The 15,518-nt window shown below is 63.2% G+C and carries 16 protein-coding genes; 9 read left to right on the top strand and 7 right to left on the bottom strand.

All coding sequences use genetic code 11. The annotated features are described in order from the left end of the window. Nucleotides 1-9 precede the first annotated feature (9 nt). From ACW9IB_RS09945 to ACW9IB_RS09925, 5 genes are all read left to right on the top strand, one after another. On the top strand, nucleotides 10-552 hold the full coding sequence (locus tag ACW9IB_RS09945; RefSeq protein ID WP_457366955.1) for a Csu type fimbrial protein: 543 nt from the start codon (nucleotides 10-12) through the stop codon (nucleotides 550-552). A 4-nt stretch (nucleotides 553-556) separates the two neighbouring features. After that, entirely contained in the window at nucleotides 557-1,057 is a 501-nt protein-coding gene (locus ACW9IB_RS09940; protein ID WP_457366954.1) for a Csu type fimbrial protein, read from the top strand. A gap of 25 nt (nucleotides 1,058-1,082) precedes the next feature. Beyond that, the gene (locus ACW9IB_RS09935) at nucleotides 1,083-1,877 is read left to right on the top strand and encodes a fimbrial biogenesis chaperone (RefSeq protein WP_457366953.1); all 795 of its coding nucleotides are present in this window, start codon (nucleotides 1,083-1,085) and stop codon (nucleotides 1,875-1,877) included. A gap of 100 nt (nucleotides 1,878-1,977) precedes the next feature. Then, the gene (locus ACW9IB_RS09930) at nucleotides 1,978-4,314 is read left to right on the top strand and encodes a fimbria/pilus outer membrane usher protein (RefSeq protein ID WP_457413445.1); all 2,337 of its coding nucleotides are present in this window, start codon (nucleotides 1,978-1,980) and stop codon (nucleotides 4,312-4,314) included. Nucleotides 4,315-4,337: 23 nt separating this feature from the next. Then, nucleotides 4,338-5,324, top strand: coding sequence for a Csu type fimbrial protein (locus tag ACW9IB_RS09925; RefSeq protein ID WP_457413444.1), 987 nt, complete (start codon nucleotides 4,338-4,340; stop codon nucleotides 5,322-5,324). Here the strand turns inward: ACW9IB_RS09925 and ACW9IB_RS09920 are convergent. Next, nucleotides 5,321-6,070, bottom strand: coding sequence for an anti-sigma factor family protein (locus ACW9IB_RS09920; RefSeq protein ID WP_457366950.1), 750 nt, complete (start codon nucleotides 6,068-6,070; stop codon nucleotides 5,321-5,323). The genes ACW9IB_RS09925 and ACW9IB_RS09920 overlap by 4 nt on opposite strands. Beyond that, entirely contained in the window at nucleotides 6,067-6,573 is a 507-nt protein-coding gene (locus ACW9IB_RS09915) for a sigma-70 family RNA polymerase sigma factor (protein WP_457366949.1), read from the bottom strand. Before ACW9IB_RS09915 ends, ACW9IB_RS09920 begins: the two co-directional genes overlap by 4 nt. A 169-nt stretch (nucleotides 6,574-6,742) precedes the next feature. Here ACW9IB_RS09915 and ACW9IB_RS09910 point away from each other — a divergent pair, with 169 nt between their 5' ends. Beyond that, on the top strand, nucleotides 6,743-7,825 hold the full coding sequence (locus tag ACW9IB_RS09910; protein ID WP_457413443.1) for a catalase family peroxidase: 1,083 nt from the start codon (nucleotides 6,743-6,745) through the stop codon (nucleotides 7,823-7,825). Next, on the top strand, nucleotides 7,822-8,361 hold the full coding sequence (locus ACW9IB_RS09905; RefSeq protein ID WP_457413442.1) for a cytochrome b: 540 nt from the start codon (nucleotides 7,822-7,824) through the stop codon (nucleotides 8,359-8,361). The genes ACW9IB_RS09910 and ACW9IB_RS09905 overlap by 4 nt, the downstream gene beginning before the upstream one ends. Before the next feature lie 59 nt (nucleotides 8,362-8,420). Here ACW9IB_RS09905 and ACW9IB_RS09900 read toward each other — a convergent pair whose 3' ends face one another. Further along, a complete protein-coding gene (locus tag ACW9IB_RS09900; RefSeq protein ID WP_457413440.1) occupies nucleotides 8,421-9,572 on the bottom strand; it encodes a M14 family metallopeptidase in 1,152 nt (383 codons plus the stop codon). Nucleotides 9,573-9,673: 101 nt separating this feature from the next. Here ACW9IB_RS09900 and ACW9IB_RS09895 point away from each other — a divergent pair, with 101 nt between their 5' ends. After that, nucleotides 9,674-9,886 (top strand): hypothetical protein, encoded by a 213-nt coding sequence (locus tag ACW9IB_RS09895; RefSeq protein ID WP_457366945.1) that lies wholly within the window; start codon nucleotides 9,674-9,676, stop codon nucleotides 9,884-9,886. A 152-nt stretch (nucleotides 9,887-10,038) separates the two neighbouring features. Here ACW9IB_RS09895 and ACW9IB_RS09890 read toward each other — a convergent pair whose 3' ends face one another. Further along, nucleotides 10,039-10,401 carry a DUF6124 family protein gene (locus tag ACW9IB_RS09890; protein ID WP_457413439.1) on the bottom strand — a complete coding sequence of 121 codons (363 nt, stop codon included), beginning with the start codon at nucleotides 10,399-10,401 and terminating at the stop codon, nucleotides 10,039-10,041. A 131-nt stretch (nucleotides 10,402-10,532) separates the two neighbouring features. Here ACW9IB_RS09890 and ACW9IB_RS09885 point away from each other — a divergent pair, with 131 nt between their 5' ends. Further along, a complete protein-coding gene (locus tag ACW9IB_RS09885; protein WP_457366943.1) occupies nucleotides 10,533-11,171 on the top strand; it encodes a LexA family protein in 639 nt (212 codons plus the stop codon). Here the strand turns inward: ACW9IB_RS09885 and ACW9IB_RS09880 are convergent. From ACW9IB_RS09880 to ACW9IB_RS09870, 3 genes are read right to left on the bottom strand one after another with little or no spacing between them, the layout of a single operon-like run. Beyond that, the gene (locus ACW9IB_RS09880; protein WP_457413438.1) at nucleotides 11,168-13,093 is read right to left on the bottom strand and encodes an acetyl/propionyl/methylcrotonyl-CoA carboxylase subunit alpha; all 1,926 of its coding nucleotides are present in this window, start codon (nucleotides 13,091-13,093) and stop codon (nucleotides 11,168-11,170) included. The genes ACW9IB_RS09885 and ACW9IB_RS09880 overlap by 4 nt on opposite strands. Further along, nucleotides 13,090-13,896, bottom strand: coding sequence for a gamma-carboxygeranoyl-CoA hydratase (locus ACW9IB_RS09875; protein WP_457413437.1), 807 nt, complete (start codon nucleotides 13,894-13,896; stop codon nucleotides 13,090-13,092). Before ACW9IB_RS09875 ends, ACW9IB_RS09880 begins: the two co-directional genes overlap by 4 nt. 14 nt (nucleotides 13,897-13,910) lie before the next feature. After that, a complete protein-coding gene (locus tag ACW9IB_RS09870) occupies nucleotides 13,911-15,518 on the bottom strand; it encodes a carboxyl transferase domain-containing protein (protein ID WP_457413435.1) in 1,608 nt (535 codons plus the stop codon).

The following is a 15,518-nucleotide window of genomic DNA, read 5'->3' as shown; positions in this document are numbered from 1 at the left end:
ATGGATATCATGCATGTACTCGTATCGCGATTAGGCGTTTGTGCGCTGGGCCTGGCAATGGCTTCCAGCCTCAATGCGGCCACCACCGTGACCGGCCAGATCACCTCCAGCCTGACGTTGATCGCCAGTTGCCAGGTCAACGGTTCCGGCGCGGCCACCGGGTTGAACTTCGGTAGCCTCAACTTCGGTACCACCAACAGCCTGTTCACCAATGCCGATGCCCAGTTGCTGGGCGGTACCGGCACGGGCGGAGCATTGTCGGTGCTGTGCTCGGCGGGCACTGCGCCCACCATCAAAGTGCGTGCCGGCGCCCATGACAATGCCTCCGCCGGCGGTACTCGGGCGCTGGCCGATGGTCTCGGCAACTTTGTGCCCTATGACTTCTACACCGACAGCGGGCATTCCGCGCTGCTGGCCATCGATGGCGTGATCACCCTCGCCACCAGTACCGGCGTGGCGCAAACCGTGAATCTCTACGGTCGTGCGGTGGGCAAGGCGGGGTTGCCGGCGGGCACCTACACCGACACCGTGGCCGTGGAACTGACGTTCTAGCGTCATGACCCGGCCTGGGTGGGTGAGGGCATTGCTGGCGTGTGGGCTGGCGGTGCCACTGCCGTTGTCGGCGGTGACCAGCCAGAGCTTTCAGGTGAGCGCCACTGTCACTCCCGGCTGCCTGGTGGTGGGCGGCGGCTCCAACTATGGGGCGCTGACCTACGGCAGTTATTCGGCGCTGTCCACCAGCACGGTGAGCGCCGCCCTGACCGGTGGCGTGACCCTGCAATGCACGCCGGGGGTGACGCTGAGCATGAGCGTCAACGGCGGCCTGCACAGCAGCACCGGGCGCAATTTGCAGCTCAATACCGGCACTGCGCGAGTGGCGTACCAGTTGTTTCGGGATGCAGCGTTCAGCCAGAGCCTGGGGATCAGTCAGAGCGTCAACGTGACCTACAGCGATGCAAACAACATCAGCCTGCCGATTTACGGGCGGGTGCAGTTACCGGGCAATCAGCCTGGGGGGACATACAGCGACACGTTGCAGGTGCAATTGTCGTGGTAGGGCTATCGGTATGAGGAGTGGTTTTATGCGTTCACCTTCCCGGCGGCTGTGGGCCGCGGGTTTTGCTGTGTTGGCGGGGGCGTTGGGCAATGTGGCGGCGGTGCAGGCGGCCAGTTCGGTGCTGATCTGGCCGATCGACCCGGTGCTGGAGGCCGACCAGCAGGCCAGTGCGTTGTGGCTGGAAAACCGTGGCACCGAGACGGCCAATTTGCAGATTCGCGTATTCGCCTGGAGCCAGAACGGTTTCGACGAGCAATACCAGAACCAGCGTGACGTGATCGGCAGCCCGCCGGTGGCGAAGATCGAACCCGGGCAAAAACAATTGGTGCGCCTGACACGCACCCGTGAAGTACCACCCGGGCAGGAGTTGGCCTACCGCATCATCATCGATGAAATCCCTTCGCCCTTGCAGGTGCCGACGCCGCCGGAAGGCAAGAACACGGCGGCGGCGATTCGCTTCCAGATGCGTTACTCGGTGCCGCTGTTTGCCTACGGCGCGGGGCTGTGGAGCAAGGAAGACGCCACGCGTCAGCGCGATCCGAAGGGCGCCGGCAAACCGGATCTGAGCTGGCGCAAGGTCTCGGTGGCCGGGCGCAGTTACATCGAGGTGCGCAACCAGGGTGCTGTACATGCGCGGCTCACCGACGCGTCGTTCAAACAAGGCGGTCAGACACGACCGGTGGCGGACGGCTTGCTGGGCTACGTGCTGCCGGGCGCGACGATGCGCTGGCCGGTGCCGGAGGCGGTGTCGGCCGACCAGCCGTTGCAGGTGCGGATCAATGGCGCGGCGCAGTTGGAAGCCCTGGCGCCGGCGCGATAACGGAGTAGGCAGCGGGACGGGGTAAACCCCGGGTTCAACAGGATGGAGATGTCCATTGAAGGACACAACGCCATGTGTGAGTCGTGGTCGGGCTCGTTGTATGTGGCCGTCGGTGGCAGTGGTGAGCGGGCTGTGGGGCGCGATGCTGGCGCTTCCGGGGATGGCTGGCGACCTGCCACCGCCCCCGAGCAGTATGGAGGCTGTCGCCGATGCACAGTTGTTTCTGGAGCTGGTGGTCAACCAGATGGACACCGGCCGCGTCATCGCGGTCGATCAACGGGCGGGCGAGCTGTATGTGCCCGCCAGCGCGTTGCAGGACGTCGGCATGAAACTGCCCGGTGATCCCACCGGCAGCATCGCCCTGGACAAACTGCCCGGCCTGCACAGCGACTACGACAGCAACGGCCAGCGCCTGTTGCTGGATGTGCCGCCGTCCTGGTTGCGGGAACAGTTCATCGGCAACCGCAACACCTACCCGCGCACCCAGGCCATGAGCAGCTTCGGTGCCTTGCTCAACTATGACCTGTACTTCAACGACACCGACGAAGGTGGCAGTTACTTGGCCGGCTGGAACGAAGTGCGGCTGTTCGACACGTGGGGCACCTTGTCCAACACCGGGCAATACCGCCAGACCCTGTCGGGCAACGTGAGCAACAGCACCCTCGACAACGGTTATCGCCGTTATGACACGACATGGCGTTTCTCCGATGACGAGCGGATGCTCACTTACGAGGCCGGTGACGTGATCAGCGGGTCGCTGCCCTGGAGCAGTTCGGTGCGCCTGGGCGGGGTGCAGTTCTCGCGGGATTTCGCGGTGCGCCCGGACCTGGTGACGTATCCGTTGCCGCAGTTTGCCGGCGAGGCGGCGGTGCCATCGTCGGTGGACCTGTTTATCAATGGCTACAAATCCGAGAGCGCATTGTTGCAGCCGGGGCCGTACACCCTCACCAACGTGCCCTTCATCAACGGCGCCGGCGAGGCGGTGGTGGTCACTACGGACGCCTTGGGGCGCCAGGTGTCGACGACGGTGCCGTTCTATGTCACCAGTACCTTGCTGCAAAAGGGCTTGACGGATTTCTCCGTGGCAGCCGGGACCTTGCGCCGCGATTACACGGTACGGGATTTCGCCTACGGGCCGGGTGTGGTCAGTGGCACCTTTCGCTATGGCTACTCCGACAACCTGACCCTGGAAAGCCACGCCGAAGCGTCGAGTGACCTGACCCTCGGCGGCCTGGGCGGCAACCTGCGCCTGGGCAACTTCGGCATCCTCAATACCGCCCTCAGCCAGAGCCAGTTCGACGGTCGCAACGGCCAGCAACTGAGCCTGGGTTATCAGTACAACAGCTCGCGCTACAGCCTGTCGTACCAGCGCGTGGAGCGGCACGACGAATATGCTGACCTGACCCTCGTAGACACCCCTTACGCGAGCCTCAGCAAGCGCAGCGAACAGGTCACCCTCAGCCTCAATCTGGAGCGTTTCGGCAGCCTGGGCGTGGGCTATTTCGACGTGCAGGCCGCGGACGATTCGCGCACGCGCCTGCTCAACCTGAGCTGGAGCAAGCCGCTGTGGCGCAATACCAGTTTTTACCTGTCGGCCAACCGCGAGATCGGCGACAGCAACTGGGCCGTGCAGGCACAACTGGTGATCCCGTTCGACCTCAATGGCAGCCTGGCCCTGAGCAGCGAGCGCAGCAAGGACGGCGCCAGTCGCCAGCGCATCAACTACAGCAGCTCGGTGCCCAGCGAAGGCGGAGTGGGTTACAACCTCGGCTACGCCCAGGGCGACGGGCCGACCTACCGCCAGGCCGACCTGACCTGGCGCTTGCAGTCGGTGCAGTTGCAGGCCGGTGTCTACGGCAGCAGCGATGCCGAGACGCGCTGGGCGGATGCCAGCGGTTCGTTGGTGTGGATGGGCGGCGATACCTTCGCCGCCAACCGCATCAACGATGCCTTTGTGGTGGTGAGTACCCAGGGTTTCGCCGGGATTCCGGTGCGCTACGAAAACCAGCTGGTGGGCCAGACTGACCGTAACGGGCACCTGCTGGTGCCCTGGAGCAGCGCCTACTACCGCGCAAAATATGAGATTGACCCGCTCAACCTGCCGCCGAATATCCAGAGCCCGAACGTGGAGCAGCGGGTGTCGGTGCGCCGGGGCAGCGGTTACCTGCTGGAGTTTCCGCTGCGTCGGGTGATCGCCGCGAGCATGACCCTGGTGGACAGCCAACACCAGGAGTTGCCCCTGGGCAGCCTGGTGGTGCACGAGCAAAGCAACACCCAGGCTGTGGTGGGCTGGGAGGGGCTGGTCTACCTGGAAAACCTGGCGGCCCACAACACTTTGCAGGTCACGATGGCGGGCGGGCGTACCTGCCAGGCGGCTTTCGACATGGATGCGCAACAACAGGACGTGCCCCTGATCGGGCCGTTGGTGTGCCAATGAAGGGCTGAACAAGGAGCGAGCGGGTGAGGGGCAAGGGATGGCTTTACAGTGTGTTGGCGAGCGCCAGCCTTGGGGTATCGGGGCAGGCGGTGGCACTGTGTTCGGTGGTGGCGACGACACCGGCCAGCTTCGGCTCGGTCAGTTCGATCAACGTGCGCACCGCCTCGCAAGGCAGTTCGACCCAGAACGCCGGCTTGAGCTGCGGGGCTTCGCTGATCGCGTTGGGCACCAGCGATCACTTCTACCTGACCGTCAGCTCGCTGACGGGCGGCCTGGTCGGCCCCACCGGTGATGTGATCGGCTATACGGTCTACGGCAACAACACCACCAACTTTCCGATCAACCACAACAGCCAGTTCGACTTCGGCCCCAATGGCCTGGCCACCGCCGCCGGGCTGTTGAGCGGGCCGGGCAACAAGACCTTGCCGCTGTACTTCGGCAGCATCACGGGCAGCAACGTGGCGGCGGGGGTCTACACCGAAGTGCTGAACCTGGCCTGGAGCTGGGATTACTGCATCGGTCTGGGGGTAGGGTCCCTGTGTGTGCTGCGTGATCGAAACCTTACGCCCCAGACCCGCACGCTGACGGTGAGCATGACCGTCACCAACGACTGCCAGATCACCGCGCCCAACATCAGCTTTGGCAGCGCACCGGTGATCAGCGCCTTTACCCCGGTGGCCGGCCAGACCATCAGCATTTCCTGCACCAAGGGCAGTGCCTACAGCGTGGGGTTGAGCGATGGCCAGAACGCGATCAGCGTGGGCGGGCGACGGCGGATGATTTCGGGCAGCAACTACCTGGCCTATGACATCTTCAAGAGCGCCGGCACCACGCGCTGGGGCAGTGTCGGCGCTGCACGGCGAGACAGCTCCACCGCCGAGGTCAACCCGGGCAACGGCCTGGGCACCGGTAGCCAGGTGTTCAACTACAACGCGAAGATCTACACCGACCAGGCCACGCCGCCGGGCGGTACTTACCTCGATAACGTGGTGCTGGATGTGGGCTTCTAGAACTTGATCGTCTGCTGGAGCATGCGTGCGGTGGATGCGTCATTGGGGCTGACCATCGCATAGTTGTACCCGGCGCCCGACCAGTACTGTGCCTGCAAGCCGTCCGCGCTGCGACTGCCACGGGGCAGCAAACTGTTCTCCGGGCCCGGCGGGCGAATGTAGAAGCTGATCTTGTGGCCTTGCCCATCCTCATACACCACCATGGCCGCCGCGCCCGATTCAGTGGTGAGCAGGCGTCCGTTGACTGGCGTGAAGCCCGAGGCGCTCAAGTCGGGCAGGCGATGGGCCTGGTTGAAGTAGCGGTCGAGCCAGGCCTGCATGGTGCTGCTGTCCTGGGCGTTGTAGTCGGCGGGCATAATGCCGTCCTGGGCGAACAGGCGGAATGCCTGCATCGCATCGGCCATGGGCAATTGCTCCGGTTGGGTGGCTTCACGGGCGTGCCAGCCACCGAAGCCGCCGACGCTGACGGCAATCAGCAGCACCGCAGCCGATGCCAGGTGCCGACGGGACTGGTGCCGGACGCGCTGGCGAATCAACGCAGGGTCCAGGTCCGGGTTGGCCGGTTGCTGCAAGGCGCCGCTCAGTGAGGCGCGCAACCGTTGCGCATCCTGTTGCCAGGCGTGGACCTGGGCGGCGACGTCGGGGTGGGCCGACAGCCAGGTTTCGAGTACACGGCGATCGCTCTCCAACAGTTGGTGATCGACGTAGGCATGCAAATCGCGTTCGCTGGGGGGCAGGCTGATCATTTGAGTATCCGCAGGGAAGGGCTGGCAATCTCGCCATCGCTGAGTTGACGCAGGGCTTGGCGCGCACGGGACAGGCGTGACATCACGGTGCCGATGGGCACGTCGAGGATTTCCGCTACCTCCTTGTAGCTCAAACCTTCGACGGACACCCACAGCAGCAAGGCACGCTGCTCGGTGTTCAGTTGGTCGAAGGCTTGCAGGGTCGATTGGGCGATGACCGTGCGCTCCACCGAAGGCTGCGCATCGTCACGGCCGGTGAAAAATTCGAGCATGCGCGCATAACGCCGGTTGCGTCGGTGGGCATCGAGGAACTGCCGATAAAGGATCGAAAACAGCCAGGCCCGCAGGTCGCCTTCGATGCGTTTGTCGGCCCAACTGACAATCGCCCGTTCCAGGGTCGACTGCACCAGGTCGTCGGCGCTGCTGGTATTACGGGTCAGGGAAACGGCAAAACGCCGCAGCCTGGGGATGAGTTCACGTAACTGTTCGTCGAGTTCATGCATGGGAGTCTGGCTGGTCACTACGCTGGGACTGGAGAGACGTCCGGCGTTGAAGGTTATTCCAGGTTCTGAAAAATAAAATCAGCCCTGGGGAATAGAGTGGATTGGCGTTCGTCTCAGTACTCCGACCTTGTGTTTCACCCCCTAAGGCCTCAGGCCCTGGAGTTTGTTCATGGTAGATCACTCATCACCGCCCCGTCCTCCGTTGAGCACCGCGAGCCTGATCGCGCGGCTGGCGGGCATCGGCGCCGTGGTTGCGGTTGTGGCAGGGGCGTTTGCCTACGTCAACGGCACCCTCGACCCACAGCGGCTGCGCCCCAAGACCTTGGTCAATGCCCTGGAAACCAACAATGGCGTGCACCCGGGATTCCGGCGTAACCACAGCAAGGGCGTGTGTGTAGCCGGGTATTTCGAAAGCAGTTCCGAGGCCCGCGCGTATTCCAGTGCCCAAGTGTTCAGCGAGGCCAGGACGCCGGTCATCGGTCGGTTCGCCTTGCCCAGTGGTAACCCCTATGCGCCGGACAGCAGTGTGCCGATCCGCAGTCTTGCCGTGCAGTTCAGTCAGGCCAACGGCCAACAATGGCGCACGGGCATGAACAGCATGCCGGTATTCCCGGTGGGCACCCCCGAGGCGTTCTACCAGTTGCTCAAAGCCGGTACCCCGGACCCGGCGACCGGCAAGCCGAACCCGGCGAGCATGCCGGCGTTTTTTGCCGCGCATCCCGAGACCGCACCCTTCCTTGCCTGGGTCAAGACCGCCAAGCCGTCGGCCAGTTACGCCACGGAAACCTATAACGGGATCAACGCATTTTTCCTGGTGGACGCCGATGGCAAGCGCCAGGCCGTGCGCTGGGGTGTGGTCCCCCAAAGCCAGGACGCCGCAGGCGATAGCGCCCCGGCGGGGTCGGATTTCCTCGAGAAAGACCTGGCTCAACGCTTGGCCAGCGGACCTCTGCGCTGGCAATTGAATATGACCCTGGCCAATCCCGGCGACCCGCTGGACGACGCCAGCAAGGCCTGGGCCGGCGAGCACAAGGTGCTGAACGCCGGCACTCTGGTGCTGGAAAGCAGCCAGCCCCAGGCTGACGGCGATTGCCGCGATATCAACTTCGATCCGCTGATTCTGCCGAGCGGCATTCAAGCCTCCAACGACCCCTTGCTGGCGGCACGTTCAGCGGCCTATGCCAGTTCGTACCTGCGCCGCGCCGGTGAAGTCAGCCCCTTGCACAAGGCCCCTCAGGAGTCGAAGCCATGAATCATCAACCTCGGTTTTTCGTCCCCTTGGCGCGCGTACTGCACTGGCTGATGGCGCTGATGATCATCGCCATGCTGTTTATTGGCGCAGGCCTGGCCGCGTCGGTGTCGGAGCGGCACGAATGGTTGCTTCACCTGCACAAACCTTTGGGTATTGCGATTCTGGCGCTGGTCATCGTGCGATTGGCGGTGCGTTTTTCGACCCGTCAGCCGCCATTGCCCCGCGATTTGCCGTTGTGGCAAGTGCTGGCGGCCAAGGCGTCTCACCTGGTGTTGTACGCATTGATGCTGGTGTTGCCGCTGCTGGGCTGGGCGATGATTTCAGCGGCGGGTGATCCGGTGATGCTCAGCAGCTCGATTCGGCTGCCGGCGCTGGTGGCGGCGAATGCGCCGTTGTTCGCTGTCTTGCGCAAGGCCCATGGGTTTCTGGCCTATCTGTTGTTCCTGACGGTGCTGTTGCACCTGGCGGCAGCGCTGTTCCACGGGCTGATCCGTCGCGATGGCGTGCTGCAAAGCATGACCGGTATCAAAGACTGATCGACGCTGGTTGGCCTGTAGTGAGCGAGCAATTGCGCTCACTACAGGGCGCGGCGGTATCAGCGCAGGTGAGGGACGATATCGGCCACGGTGCTCAGCACGTCCTTGCCCAATTGCATCGAGCGTTTGCCTGACCAGCCGGTGTGCGGGTTGGGCGCGTCGTCGTTGTCCTTGAACGGCATTTCCAGGGTCAGGGACAGGCAGTCGTATTTTTCGCCGACGGCATTGCACGCCAACGTCATATTGGCTTCGCCCGGCAGGTCACGGGTATAGCCGTGGGTGGTCTGGAAGTCGCGGGTGAGGGCGGTCAGGTGGCCCCGGAAGTGTTTTTCCAGGGCTTCGATACGCGGCGTGTAGCCCGGGTTGCCTTCGCAACCAGCGGTGAAAACGTAGGGGATTTCTTCGTCGCCGTGGATGTCGAGGAACAGGTCCACACCGTATTTTTCCATTTGTTGCTGCACGAACAGCACTTCCGGGCTGATCTCCTGGCTGGCGCTTTGCCAGGCGCGGTTGAGGTCCTGGCCCATGGCGTTGGTGCGCAAGTGACCATGGAAGGCTCCGTCCGGGTTCATGTTGGGTACCAGGTACAGATCGGCCACCTTCAACAGGTTTTTCAGCTCGGTGTCGCCATCCTGTTGCAGGCGTTCGATGATGCCTTCCATAAACCATTCGGCCATGTGTTCGCCAGGGTGTTGCTGGGCGATGATCCAGACCTTGCGTTGGCCGTCGCCACCTTTTCCCCGGCGCAGCAACTGGATGTCGCGACCTTCGGCGCTTTTGCCGGTGGCGAGGAGTTGGGTGCCGGCACGGTTCAGGGCCTGGTCGATCAGCCAGTCATGGCGTTCGCGGCTGTAGGGTTCGAAGTAAGCGATCCAGGCGTGTTTCTCTTGGGTATCAAGGCTGATGTGCAGGGTTTCGCCATCGAAACGGGTGGGCACGCGAAACCAGTTGATATGGTCATACGACGCCACGGCGTTGTAGCCGCTCCAGGCGTGTTTGTAGGATGACTGGCCTGCGTTGCTCAGGCGGAAGGTGTGGGTGTGCCCCACGTGCATGCCTTCGGCCTTGAAGTGAAACCACTGGAAATGCGCGCTGCGGGTATCGGGTTTGATGGCCAGCAGCAACTGATGGGCATCGCTGGCGTCGAGCACCTGGATATTGCCGCTGTCGAAGTCGGTGCTGATCTTGATGGAGGTCAAGGCCACGGTCATGGTCTGGCTACCTGAGTAGGAGTGTTGTGGCAGATATATTACACAGGACTCAGGTAACGGCTGGAGGCAAAATTGTTGCGGGCGGGAAGGGGGCGTCATCCATGACGCCATTGCAGCTTAGAATCTATGAGATTGATTCTCAAGCGCTAATTCTCAGAGATGTGAGCCAGAGCGTTCGGCCGGGTTTCTTTTGGCGATGGTCTTTTGCTACCATGCGCGCCATCACGCAACACACAGTCTTCATTAGCCTGAAGCCATGCCAGAAAAACTGGCAAAAAAAAGACCCGGCCAAAGAGCCGGGTCAAAAACCGTGATTAGCCTGATGAGGAGATATTCCAAGAGTCCGACCTAAGGTCCCTTGGACTATCGACTGATCTCGCGATCAGCTTGGTCCAATAATAATCATTATCATTTGCAAGTCAAATGTTTTTATCCGCGGGATAGAAATATTTTTTCTTTGCGTCGTTTACCCGTTCGCAGGCGCGTCGGCCACTCGCTCCGAGGCCCGCAACGAGCGCTCCACCATCGCCTTTGCCATATCGATCAAATACACCACTGAAAACGCCAGGTCCCGGTGATTGCCCTGATGGCTGCTCGCCGATTCATACGCCGTGGCCGCCGCACTGCGCAGCAGGTCGGAGGCATGCACAAGGGCTTCTTCCTGGCTGACGTTCGGACTGATGTCGAACAGTGCGTCGTTCGGGGTCGATGTCGACATATCCTCTTTCAAGTAATAGTCCAGGGCGCGCTGGGCGGCGCCACTGCTGCGCATGTCCAGCAGTTCGTCGGAAACGGGTGGGGCAGGCAGGTGATACGGGCTTATGGTCATAAGGGTCGGTACTCTGGGTGGGTGTCGAAAACCGTATGCCCGATAATAGTACGTATCGTATTTATGTCGTTTTATGGATTACTACAAACTGTTTATTGCCCTGTAAAATACGCAACGTATTGTCGGGCCCCATGGATAAATGGATCGCGTTGGTCAAGGCCAACATGAAGGACCGCAAGGTCACACAGGAGGAGCTGGCCGAGCGCTTGGGCATGTCCCAGGGCGGTGTAGGCCATTGGCTCAACAAACGCCGTGTGCCGAGCCTGGCAGACATGAATCGCCTGCTCGCGGAACTGGGGCTTGGCTACCTGGAGGTGGCGCTGGAGATTCGCGAGCGGACCGACGCCGAAGCGCCCGCACCTACCCCGCGCTACAATCCGTATTTCCGCTACCCGGTCAGCGACTGGTCCGGCCTGTGCGAGGTCCGCGAAGATCGCCCGACCTACGGTCACCCGCGTTTCGAACTGACGGACTACCACGCCCGCGGCGATGCGTTCTGGCTGCCGGTCACCGGCGATGCCATGACCGCCCCCAGCGGCCTGAGCATCGGTGCCGGGATGATGATCCTGGTGGATCCGGCCATCGACGCAGAACCCGGCAAGCTGGTGGTGGCCCGATGGGCGAACAGCTCCCAGGCAACCTTTCGACAATTGCGCGAAGAGAGCGGCCAGCTTTACCTGGTGCCGCTCAATCCCACCTATCCCAAAACCCTGTTCACGGACGCTTGTCGCATCCTCGGCGTAGTCGTGCAGGCCACGGCGAAGTTCTAGTCGGCGCTGTCGAGCTCCACCAGCGCACTGCCTTCGGCAACCATTTCGCCTTCCTGACAGAACAGCGCCTTGACCACCCCGGCCTGGGGCGCACGAATGCTGTGCTCCATCTTCATCGCTTCCAGCACCACCAGTTGCGTACCGGCTTCCACCTGCTGGCCCACTTCCACCAGTACCCGTACGATGCTGCCGTTCATCGGCGCCGTGAGGCCGCCCTGATGGGACTGGCTGGACTCGACCGCCGCAATCGGATCGAACAGGCTCACCGCCTGCATTTCACCCTCCCAACGCAAGAACACCGTGCCCGCGTTGCGCACGGCCAGATGGGGGCGCCGCACGCCCTGGTGTTCGATCAGCAAGTGCTCGCCGTGCAGCGTCGCCGAGTCTGCCGCCAGCGTCACCAACCGGTCCTGCCCGTTGCAGCTCAGGTGCAGCGAGACTTGCGCCGGCAACCCGGCACGGAATCCCCGAGTGTCCGCCCAGGGCCCGTCGCCCGCCGGCAGGCTCTGTATGAACGCCGCACCCGCTGCCTGCCAGAATTCATCGCTCAAGGTACCGGGGACCGGCAACAGCTCATCCTGATAACGCGGAATGAACCCGGTATCCAGCTCGGCCGCCGCAAACGCCGGATGGCCGATGATCCGCCGCAGGAAGCCCAGGTTGGTCTTCAGCCCGCCGACGGCAAACTCTTGCAGCATGCTCAGCAAACGCAGGCGAGCCTGTTCGCGGTCTTCGCCCCAGGCGATCAGTTTGCCGAGCATCGGGTCATAGAACGGCGAGACGCTGTCCCCTTGCTCGACGCCACTGTCCACCCGACGTCCCGGGCCCGCTGCGGACTCGCGATACAGCGCCAGATGGCCGGTCGCCGGCAGGAAATCATTGGCCGGATCTTCGGCATACAACCTCACCTCGATCGCATGGCCGATCAGCGGCACCTGCGCCTGGGTGATCGGCAGCGCCTCACCCTGGGCGACACGGATCTGCCAGGCTACCAGGTCCAGCCCGGTGATCGCTTCCGTCACCGGGTGCTCCACTTGCAGCCGCGTGTTCATCTCCATGAAGAAAAACTCGCCACGGGCATCCAGCAAAAACTCCACCGTGCCCGCGCCGACATAGCCAATGGCCTGGGCCGCGCGCACCGCCGCTTCGCCCATGGCCTGGCGTTGCTCCACGCTCAGCCCCGGCGCGGGCGCTTCTTCGACGACCTTTTGATGCCGACGCTGAATCGAGCAATCGCGCTCATTGAGGTACAGGCAATGCCCCTGGGTGTCGGCAAACACCTGGATCTCCACATGGCGCGGCTTGATCAGGTATTTCTCCACCAGCATCTGCCCATTGCCGAAGGACGACAGCGCTTCACGTTGCGCCGAGGCCAGGGCCTCGGCCAACTGGCTGACGTCCTCGACCACCTTCATACCCTTGCCACCGCCGCCGGCAGTGGCCTTGAGCAACACCGGATAGCCGATCCGCTCGCAGGCATCGCGGAAAGTCTCCAGGTCCTGATCTTGCCCGTGATAGCCCGGCACCAGCGGCACACCCGCAGTTTCCATCAGCGCCTTGGCTGCCGACTTGCTGCCCATGGCATCGATAGCCGAGGCGGGCGGCCCGAGGAAGACCAGGCCGGCGGCTTCCACCGCACGGGCAAAATCGGCGTTCTCCGACAGAAAACCGTAGCCCGGATGAATCGCCTGGGCCCCGCTGGCCTGGGCGGCGGCGATCAGTTTGTCGATTTGCAGGTAACTCTCGCTGGCCTTGCTGCCGCCCAGATCGACACGTATATCCGCCTCGCGGCTATGGCGGGCATCGCGGTCGGTGGTGCTGTGCACGGCCACGGTGGTCAGCCCCATGGCCTTGGCGGTGCGCATCACGCGGCAGGCGATTTCGCCACGGTTGGCCACCAGCAGAGTAGTCAGTGTGCTCATGAACGCGGCTCCTGAGACTGCCAACTGGGCGGGCGTTTTTGCAGGAAAGCGCGCAAGCCTTCCTGACCTTCGGCGCTCACGCGAATCCGCGCGATGGCGTTCTCGCAATAGCGGCGCAGGGCGGGGGTGAGGGCACCATGCCCGACTTCGCGCAGCAGGTCCTTGCTGGCACGCATCGCCGCCGGACTGTTTTGCAGCAGGTTGGTAACCCAGAGTTCGACGTGCTGATCCAACTCGCCGGCCGGATAACTCTCCGCCAGCAGGCCGAGTTCCCGCGCACGCTGGCCGCCAAAACGCTCGGCTGTCAGGGCATACCGACGCGCGGCGCGCTCGCCGATCGCCTGCACCACAAACGGGCTGATCACCGCCGGCGCCAGGCCGATGCGCACTTCCGACAGGCAGAACTGTGCGTCGTCGGCGCCAATCGCCATGTCGCAGCAACTGATCAGGCCCAGCGCACCGCCATAGGCCGCGCCTTGTACCACCGCCAGGGTGGGGATCTTCAGTTTGGCCAGGTTGTACATCAACTCTGCCAGTTCGCGGGCGTCGTCCAGGTTGGTGTGGTAATCCAGCTCGGCCGACTGCTGCATCCAGGCCAGGTCCGCGCCGGCGCTGAAGTGCTTGCCACGTCCGCGCAGTACCAGGAAGCGCAGGGATGCGTCGCCCTGCACCTGGTCCAGGGCGAGGATCAGTTCGCGGATCATCTCGGCGTTGAACGCGTTGTTCCTGGTTTCGCGACTGAGCCACAGCGTGGCAAAACCACGGCTGTCGGTAATCAGTTCGAGGGTGTTGAAATCGCTCATGGTTACAGCTCCGTTTACATGCGGAACACGCCGAAGCGGCTCGGCTCGATAGGGGCATTCAGCGAAGCGGACAGGGCCAGCGCCAGGACGTCGCGGGTTTGCAGCGGGTCGATCACGCCGTCGTCCCACAAACGGGCACTGGAGTAGTACGGATGGCCCTGGGTTTCGTACTGGTCGAGGATGGGTTGCTTGATCGCCGCTTCTTCCTCGGCGCTGAACCCGCTGCCGCTACGTTCGGCCTGCTCGCGCTTGACCTGCACCAGCACGCCGGCGGCCTGCTCGGCGCCCATCACGCCGATGCGCGCATTCGGCCACATCCACAAAAAGCGCGGGTCGTAGGCCCGGCCGCACATGCCATAGTTGCCGGCACCAAAGCTGCCGCCGATGATCACCGTGAATTTCGGCACCTTGGCACAGGCCACGGCAGTGACCAGCTTGGCGCCGTGTTTGGCGATGCCGCCGGCCTCGTATTTCTGACCGACCATGAAACCGGTGATGTTCTGCAGGAACAGCAGCGGAATTCCGCGCAGGCAGGCCAGTTCGATAAAGTGCGCGCCTTTTTGTGCAGCTTCGGCGAACAGGATTCCGTTATTGGCCAGGATCGCAATCGGGTAGCCATGCAGGTGCGCAAAACCGCACACCAGCGTGGTGCCGAACAGCGCCTTGAACTCATCGAACACCGAACCGTCCACCAGCCGCGCGATCACTTCACGCACATCGAACGGCTGTTTGGCATCCGCCGGGATCACGCCGTACAACTCCTCGGCGCTATACAACGGCGCCACCGGCGTGCGCTGCAGCAACTGACCCTGCTTGCGCCAATTGAGGTTGGCCACGCTGCGTCGGGCCAGGGCCAGGGCATGCTCGTCGCTGTCGGCATAGTGATCAGCCACGCCGGAAACCTTGCAGTGCACATCGGCGCCGCCAAGGTCTTCGGCACTCACCACTTCACCCGTGGCGGCCTTCACCAGCGGCGGGCCGGCGAGAAAGATAGTGGCTTGCTGGCGCACCATGATCGCTTCGTCCGCCATGGCTGGCACATAGGCGCCGCCGGCGGTGCACGAGCCCATCACCACCGCGATCTGCGGAATGCCCTGGGCGCTCAGGTTGGCCTGGTTGAAGAAGATCCGCCCGAAGTGTTCGCGGTCGGGGAACACCTCATCCTGACGTGGCAGGTTGGCGCCGCCGGAATCCACCAGGTAGATGCAGGGCAGGCGGTTCTGCTCGGCGATGGTCTGGGCGCGCAAGTGTTTTTTGACGGTCAGCGGGTAGTACGAGCCGCCTTTCACCGTGGCGTCGTTGGCGACGATCATGCACTCCACGCCTTCTACGCGGCCGATGCCCGCAATAATCCCGGCGGCGGGGACGTCTTCGCCATACACCTGATGGGCCGCCAGTTGGCTGAGTTCGAGGAACGGCGACCCTGGATCGAGCAGGCGATCGATGCGCTCGCGCGGCAACAGCTTGCCGCGCGACGTGTGACGCTCCTGAGCCTTGGCACCGCCGCCTTGCTGCACGTGGGCGAGCAGGCTGTGCAGAGCGTCGACCTGTTGGCGCATCGCCGCGCTGTTGGCGGAAAACTCCGCCGAGCGTGGGTTGAGTTGGGTGTGCAGGGTGGCCAT

The sequence above is a fragment of the Pseudomonas sp. SDO524_S393 genome, from assembly GCF_054071875.1.
Note: the sequence above shows the minus strand (reverse complement) of the source record. Positions and strands in the feature narration are given on the sequence as shown.

What these genes read in the sequence shown, in the direction of transcription:
- ACW9IB_RS09945 (WP_457366955.1), top strand. Translation starts at nt 10, where the DNA reads ATGCATGTACTCGTATCGCGATTAGGCGTTTGTGCGCTGGGCCTGGCA.
- ACW9IB_RS09940 (WP_457366954.1), top strand. Translation starts at nt 557, where the DNA reads ATGACCCGGCCTGGGTGGGTGAGGGCATTGCTGGCGTGTGGGCTGGCG.
- ACW9IB_RS09935 (WP_457366953.1), top strand. Translation starts at nt 1,083, where the DNA reads ATGCGTTCACCTTCCCGGCGGCTGTGGGCCGCGGGTTTTGCTGTGTTG.
- ACW9IB_RS09930 (WP_457413445.1), top strand. Translation starts at nt 1,978, where the DNA reads ATGTGGCCGTCGGTGGCAGTGGTGAGCGGGCTGTGGGGCGCGATGCTG.
- ACW9IB_RS09920 (WP_457366950.1), bottom strand. Translation starts at nt 6,070, where the DNA reads ATGATCAGCCTGCCCCCCAGCGAACGCGATTTGCATGCCTACGTCGAT.
- ACW9IB_RS09915 (WP_457366949.1), bottom strand. Translation starts at nt 6,573, where the DNA reads ATGCATGAACTCGACGAACAGTTACGTGAACTCATCCCCAGGCTGCGG.
- ACW9IB_RS09910 (WP_457413443.1), top strand. Translation starts at nt 6,743, where the DNA reads ATGGTAGATCACTCATCACCGCCCCGTCCTCCGTTGAGCACCGCGAGC.
- ACW9IB_RS09905 (WP_457413442.1), top strand. Translation starts at nt 7,822, where the DNA reads ATGAATCATCAACCTCGGTTTTTCGTCCCCTTGGCGCGCGTACTGCAC.
- ACW9IB_RS09900 (WP_457413440.1), bottom strand. Translation starts at nt 9,572, where the DNA reads ATGACCGTGGCCTTGACCTCCATCAAGATCAGCACCGACTTCGACAGC.
- ACW9IB_RS09895 (WP_457366945.1), top strand. Translation starts at nt 9,674, where the DNA reads ATGACGCCATTGCAGCTTAGAATCTATGAGATTGATTCTCAAGCGCTA.
- ACW9IB_RS09890 (WP_457413439.1), bottom strand. Translation starts at nt 10,401, where the DNA reads ATGACCATAAGCCCGTATCACCTGCCTGCCCCACCCGTTTCCGACGAA.
- ACW9IB_RS09885 (WP_457366943.1), top strand. Translation starts at nt 10,533, where the DNA reads ATGGATAAATGGATCGCGTTGGTCAAGGCCAACATGAAGGACCGCAAG.
- ACW9IB_RS09880 (WP_457413438.1), bottom strand. Translation starts at nt 13,093, where the DNA reads ATGAGCACACTGACTACTCTGCTGGTGGCCAACCGTGGCGAAATCGCC.
- ACW9IB_RS09875 (WP_457413437.1), bottom strand. Translation starts at nt 13,896, where the DNA reads ATGAGCGATTTCAACACCCTCGAACTGATTACCGACAGCCGTGGTTTT.
- ACW9IB_RS09870 (WP_457413435.1), bottom strand. Translation starts at nt 15,518, where the DNA reads ATGGCCACCCTGCACACCCAACTCAACCCACGCTCGGCGGAGTTTTCC.